The organism is Verrucosispora sp. SN26_14.1 (genome assembly GCF_004307965.1).
GTDB lineage: Bacteria > Actinomycetota > Actinomycetes > Mycobacteriales > Micromonosporaceae > Micromonospora.
Window position 1 is genome coordinate 1 of record NZ_SISL01000351.1, and the last position, 6,204, is coordinate 6,204.

Genomic DNA, 6,204 nt, shown 5'->3' on the forward strand with positions numbered 1-6,204 from the left:
GCCCTCGCGGGCGGCGGCGAGGTGGGCGAGGCCGCCGGGCAGTGGCTGCGGGTCGCCGCCTTCGGTGCGCCCGGTCTGCTGCTCGCCGCCGCCGGCAACGGCTGGATGCGGGGTGTGCAGGACACCCGCCGGCCGCTGTACTTCGTGGTCGGTCCGAACCTGCTCTCCGCGGTGCTCTGCCCGGTGCTGGTCTATCCGGTGGGGATGGGGCTGATCGGCTCGGCGGTGGCCAACGTGATCGCGCAGACCATCGGCGGCGTGCTCTTCGTCGGCGCGCTGATCTCCGAGCGGGCGCCGCTGCGCCCGAACCTCCCGGTCATCCGCCAGCAACTCGTGCTCAGCCGTGACCTGCTGGTCCGGGGCGTGGCGTTCCAGGTCAGCTTCCTGTCGGCCACCGCCGTGGCGGCCCGGTTCGGGGCTGCCGTGGTCGGTGCCCACCAGATCGCCGTGCAGCTCTGGTTCTTCGCCGCGCTGGTGCTCGACGCGTTGGCCATCGCCGCGCAGGCGCTGGTCGGTGCGGCTCTCGGTGGTGGTGACGCGGCGGTGGCGCGGGCCCTGGCCCGTCGGGTCGCCTGGTTGGGCGCGGTCTGCGGCACCGCGTTCGGGGCGCTGGTGGCGGCCGGTGCCGGCGTGGTGCCGGCCCTGTTCACCCCGGACACCGCCGTGCACGCGCAGGCGATGGTGGCGTGGCCGTGGTTCGTCGCGATGCTTCCCCTGGCCGGTGTGGTGTTCGCCCTGGACGGGGTGCTGATCGGTGCCGGTGACATCCGCTACCTGCGCAATCTGACCGTGGCCGGTGCGCTGGGCGGCTTCCTGCCGGCGATCTGGCTCGCCTACGCCTTCGACCTCGGCCTCGGCGGGATCTGGGCGGGCCTGATGCTGTTCGTCGTGATCCGGCTGGTCGGCCTGGTGCTGCGGCTGCGCAGCGGTGCCTGGGCGGTGACCGGCGCGGTCCGGGACGAGGCACGGACGCCCGACGCCGTCGCGTGACGGCGGCTCAGATCAGGCTGAAGATCCCGTAGGCCGCCAGCACCAGGATCAGCGCCAGCGTCCAGGCGACGACCATCATGACTATCTTGGTGGTGACCGGAAAGCGCTGGTACAGCCGTTGTCGCCGCTGCCAGGCCCACCATCGGCCCCGCAGCCACCGCGCTCCGGGCAGCGCGGCGAGGCGGTCGCCGACCCGGGCCCCCAGGGTGCGTCGAGGCGGGGGCGGGTCGCGCATCCAGTCGGGCAACATGCTCGGCTGGTCGGGAGTCCGCAGGCTCACCGGGCGCTCGGGATCTCGCTTGCGGACGGTGCCGTCGCTCGTGGCCATCTCGTCTCCTCGCGATCCGCCGGTGGCACCTCGCCGCCATCGGCGCACCATCCTGGCAGGGCCGCGACCGGCGCGTACAGCCGATTTCCGGCCGGTCGTCCGGTGTCGGTCGCGCTCGGGCGGTCTGGCAGGCTTGCACGTCGTGAGCACTGACGGTCTGATCGTGGTGGACAAGCCCGGCGGCATGACGTCGCACGACGTGGTGGCGAGGATCCGCCGATTCGCGCGTACCCGGCGGGTCGGGCACGGCGGCACGCTCGACCCGATGGCCACCGGGGTCCTGGTGATCGGCGTGAACCGGGCCACCCGGCTGCTGACCTACGTGATCGGGGCGGACAAGAGCTACACCGCCACCGTCCGCCTCGGCCAGTCCACGGTCACCGACGACGCGGAGGGTGACGTGATCGCCACCACGCCCGCCGGCACCGTCACCGACGAGGCGATCCACGCCGCGCTGGCGGACCTGACCGGCGAGATCGACCAGGTGCCGAGCGCGGTGAGCGCCATCAAGATCGACGGACAGCGGGCGTACAAGCGGGTGCGGTCGGGGGAGAGCGTCGACCTGCCGGCCCGGCGGGTCACCGTGTCCCGCCTCGACGTGCTGGCGATCCGCCGCGAGCAGCCGGACGTCGTCGACGTGGACGTCGACGTGTCCTGCTCCACCGGGACGTACATCCGGGCCATCGCCCGCGACGCGGGCCGGGCGCTCGGGGTCGGTGGGCACCTGACCGCGCTGCGGCGGACCGCGGTGGGTGGCTTCACCCTGGCCGAGGCCGCCACGCTCGACGAGCTGGAGCAGCGTGCGCCCGAGGTGGTCGGGGTGCCGCTCGCGGCCGCCGCCGACCGGTTCTTCCCCCGTCGGGACGCCGACGCGGACGAGGCGAAGGTGCTCTCCCACGGTGGGCCGTTGGAGCCGGTCGGGCTGGCCGGGCCGTACGCGGTCTTCGATCCGGCCGGCGGGTTGATCGCTATCGTCAGCGAGCGGGGTGGCCGGGCCCGCGCGGAGATTGTGCTCGCCCCGGCCTGACGGCGGGTGCCGGCCCGGACGGTGCGGGCGGGCGGACTAGCGGAGGAACAGCATGCAACGGTGGCGGGGCTTCGACGCGGTGCCCGGCGGGTGGGGGCGGTCCGTCGTCACCATCGGCGTCTTCGACGGCGTGCACAAGGGGCACCAGGCGACCATCGGCCACACCGTCGCCCGGGCCCGCGAGCTGGGCGTGCAGTCGGTGGTGGTCACCTTCGACCCGCACCCGGCCGAGGTGGTCCGGCCCGGCTCCCACCCGGCGGTGCTCACCGAACCGGCCCGCAAGGCCGAGCTGATCGAGTCGCTCGGCGTGGACGTGCTCTGCGTGGTGCCGTTCACCGCCGAGTTCTCCCGGCTGCCCGCCGAGGCGTTCGTGCACGACGTCCTGGTCGCGCACCTGCACGCCGCGCTGGTGGTGGTGGGGGACAACTTCCGGTTCGGGCACCGGGCGGCCGGGGACGTCGCCCTGCTCGACCGGCTCGGCCGTACGTTCGGCTTCGCCGTGGAGGACGCCCCGCTGATCTCCGAGGCGGGCACCGTCTTCTCGTCCACGTACATCCGCTCCTGCGTCGACGCGGGGGACGTGGCCGCCGCGGCGGTCGCGCTGGGACGCCCGCACCGGCTGGAGGGGGTCGTCGTCCGGGGTGACCAGCGCGGCCGGGAACTGGGCTTCCCCACCGCGAACCTGCTCTGCCACCGGTACGCGGCGGTCCCGGCGGACGGCATCTACGCGGCCCGGATGATCCGTCGGGGGCAGCGGCACCCGCTGGCCGCCGCGGTCTCGATCGGCACCAATCCCACCTTCTCCGGCCGCGAGCGGCGGGTCGAGGCGTACGCGCTGGACTTCGACGGTGACCTCTACGGCGAGCGGCTCGCCCTGGACTTCGTGTCCCGCCTGCGCGGGCAGGTCCGGTACGACGCGATCGAACCGTTGGTCGCCCAGATCACCGAGGACGTCGCGCAGACGCGCCGGGCGCTGGGCTGAGGGCTCGTCAGGGCGATCCCGACCAGGTGCTGGTAGGCTGGCATGGACGTCGGCTGACCGACGTGGGGCCTCGCTGCCTGCTCGACGCCGCGGGCGCGTAGGCCGTTCGTCGCCGGTGCCCTAGCCCGGCCCGACGAACCGTATCGACAACCCACCAGAACAGGGAGAACATGGCGCTCGACCAGCAGGCCAAGGCCAAGATCCGCGAAGAGTACGCGACCGCCGAGGGTGACACCGGGTCGCCCGAGGTGCAGGTCGCGGTCCTCACCAAGCGGATCGCCGAGCTCACCGAGCACCTGAAGGTGCACAAGCACGACCACCACAGCCGCCGTGGGCTGCTGCTGCTGGTCGGCCGTCGCCGTCGGCTGCTCAACTACGTGCAGAAGAAGGACATCAACCGCTACCGGTCGCTCATCGAGCGACTCGGTCTGCGTCGGTGACGTGACGGGGGGAGCGGCCCGACGGGCTGCTCCCCCCGTCCGCGTCCCACCCGAGACACGGGCCGCGCGCACCTGAGACAAGGGGAGCCGTCGGCGTACCGGTCTCCGGTAGTGGCCTCCGGAGGCCCCGGCATCTCGCCGGTGGTACCGGGCGCTTCGATCGAAGACCGGCCGTCCGTACAGCTCCCGCGTCGTGGCCCCCGATGCGAAGGAGTACTGCCGCACCATGACCGAGACCAAACTCGGCACCGAAGTCCGCACCGCCGTGATCGACAACGGCTCGTTCGGCACCCGTGAGATCACCTTCTCCACCGGTCGGCTGGCCCGTCAGGCCGCCGGCTCCGTCATCGCCCAGCTCGGCGAGACGGTCGTCCTCTCCGCCACCACCGCCGGCAAGCAGCCGAAGGAGCACTTCGACTTCTTCCCGCTGACCGTCGACGTCGAGGAGCGGATGTACGCCGCGGGCCGGATCCCCGGCTCGTTCTTCCGCCGTGAGGGTCGCCCCAGCGAGGACGCCATCCTCACCTGCCGCCTGATCGACCGGCCGCTGCGCCCCTCGTTCGTCAAGGGCCTGCGCAACGAGGTGCAGGTCGTCGAGACCATCCTCGCGCTCGACCCGCAGCACCCGTACGACGTGGTGGCGATCAACGCCGCCTCGATGTCGACGAAGCTCTCCGGCCTGCCGTTCTCCGGCCCGATCGGGGCCACCCGGATGGCCCACGTCGACGGCCAGTGGGTCGCCTTCCCGACCCACGAGGAGCTGAGCCGCGCCACCTTCGACATGGTGGTGGCCGGTCGCGCCCTGGCCGACGGCGACGTCGCGATCATGATGGTCGAGGCCGAGGCCACCGAGCACACCGTCAAGCTGGTCGCCGACGGTGCCCCGGCACCCACCGAGGAGGTCGTGGCCAGCGGTCTGGAGGCCGCCAAGCCGGCCATCCGTGAGCTGTGCCGCGCGCAGAGCGAGCTGGCCGAGGTGGCCGCCAAGCCCGTCGCCGACTTCCCGGTCTTCCTGGACTACCAGGACGACGCGTACGACGCGGTCGCCGAGTTCGCTCGCGCCGACGTCGCCGAGGCCCTGCAGATCGCCGGCAAGGCGGACCGCGAGGAGGCCCTCGACACGATCAAGGCCCGCCTGCAGGAGGAGCTCGGCCCGCGCTTCGAGGGTCGGGAGAAGGAGCTGTCGGCTGCCTTCCGCTCGCTGACCAAGTCCGAGGTGCGCGGCCGGGTGCTGCGGGAGCAGGTCCGGATCGACGGCCGTGGCCCGCGCGAGATCCGTCCGTTGAGCGCCGAGGTCGGCGTGCTGCCCCGGGTGCACGGCTCGGCGCTGTTCGAGCGTGGCGAGACCCAGATCCTCGGCGTCACCACGCTGAACATGCTGCGCATGGAGCAGTCGTTGGACACCCTCTCCCCGGAGAAGTCCAAGCGCTACATGCACAACTACAACTTCCCGCCGTACTCGACCGGCGAGACCGGCCGGGTGGGCTCGCCGAAGCGCCGCGAGATCGGGCACGGCGCGCTGGCGGAGCGGGCGCTGATCCCGGTGCTGCCGTCGCGGGAGGAGTTCCCGTACGCGATCCGCCAGGTCTCCGAGGCGCTCAGCTCCAACGGTTCCACCTCGATGGGTTCGGTCTGCGCCTCGTCGCTGGGTCTGCTCTCCGCCGGTGTGCCGCTGCGGGCGCCGGTGGCCGGCATCGCCATGGGCCTCATCTCCGACGAGGTCGACGGCAAGACCCAGTACGTGACGCTGACCGACATCCTCGGTGCCGAGGACGCCTTCGGTGACATGGACTTCAAGGTCGCCGGCACCCGGGACTTCGTCACCGCCCTGCAGCTCGACACCAAGCTCGACGGCATCCCGTCGGACGTGCTGGCCGCCGCGCTCCAGCAGGCGTACGAGGCCCGGCAGACCATCCTCGACGTGATGCAGCGGGCGATCGAGGCTCCGGCCGAGATGTCCGACTACGCGCCGCGGGTCACCACGGTGAAGATCCCGGTCGACAAGATCGGCATGGTGATCGGCCCGAAGGGCCAGACCATCAACGCCATCCAGGACGAGACCGGCGCCGAGATCTCCATCGAGGACGACGGCACCATCTACGTCGGCGCCACCAACGGCCCGTCGGCGCAGGCCGCGGTCGAGCGGATCAACGCTATCGCCAACCCGACCCTGCCCAAGACGGGCGACCGCTTCCTGGGCACGGTGGTCAAGACCGCGCCGTTCGGCGCGTTCGTCTCGCTGCTGCCGGGCCGCGACGGCCTGCTGCACATCTCCAAGGTGGGCGACGGCAAGCGGGTCGACAAGGTCGAGGACTTCCTCAACGTCGGCGACCGCGTCGAGGTCGAGATCGCCGACGTCGACCAGCGCGGCAAGATCTACCTGGACAAGGTCCGGCCGGAGGGCGCCGAGGCGCCGGCCGCCGAGGCCGGTGGCGAG

The 6,204-nt window shown here is 72.4% G+C and carries 6 protein-coding genes; 5 read left to right on the forward strand and 1 reads right to left on the reverse strand.

Translation table 11 applies throughout. The features are described 5' to 3' along the window. On the forward strand, window positions 1–990 hold a 990-nt coding region (locus EYA84_RS24085), incomplete at its 5' end, for an MATE family efflux transporter (protein ID WP_131055602.1). Between the two features lie 7 nt (window positions 991–997). Here EYA84_RS24085 and EYA84_RS24090 read toward each other — a convergent pair. Beyond that, the gene (locus EYA84_RS24090) at window positions 998–1,318 is read right to left on the reverse strand and encodes a hypothetical protein (RefSeq protein ID WP_387258980.1); all 321 of its coding nucleotides are present in this window, start codon (window positions 1,316–1,318) and stop codon (window positions 998–1,000) included. 142 nt (window positions 1,319–1,460) lie between these two features. Between EYA84_RS24090 and truB the strand changes: the two genes are divergently transcribed. The 4 genes from truB to EYA84_RS24110 all read left to right on the forward strand — a co-directional run. Beyond that, a complete protein-coding gene (truB, locus tag EYA84_RS24095) occupies window positions 1,461–2,345 on the forward strand; it encodes a tRNA pseudouridine(55) synthase TruB (protein WP_131055604.1) in 885 nt (294 codons plus the stop codon). Between the two features lie 52 nt (window positions 2,346–2,397). Further along, window positions 2,398–3,327, forward strand: coding sequence for a bifunctional riboflavin kinase/FAD synthetase (locus EYA84_RS24100; RefSeq protein ID WP_131055606.1), 930 nt, complete (start codon window positions 2,398–2,400; stop codon window positions 3,325–3,327). Between the two features lie 170 nt (window positions 3,328–3,497). Continuing rightward, the gene (rpsO, locus tag EYA84_RS24105) at window positions 3,498–3,767 is read left to right on the forward strand and encodes a 30S ribosomal protein S15 (protein ID WP_117226670.1); all 270 of its coding nucleotides are present in this window, start codon (window positions 3,498–3,500) and stop codon (window positions 3,765–3,767) included. A 226-nt stretch (window positions 3,768–3,993) separates the two neighbouring features. After that, the coding region (locus tag EYA84_RS24110; protein WP_131055607.1) for a polyribonucleotide nucleotidyltransferase at window positions 3,994–6,204 on the forward strand (2,211 nt) is incomplete at its 3' end.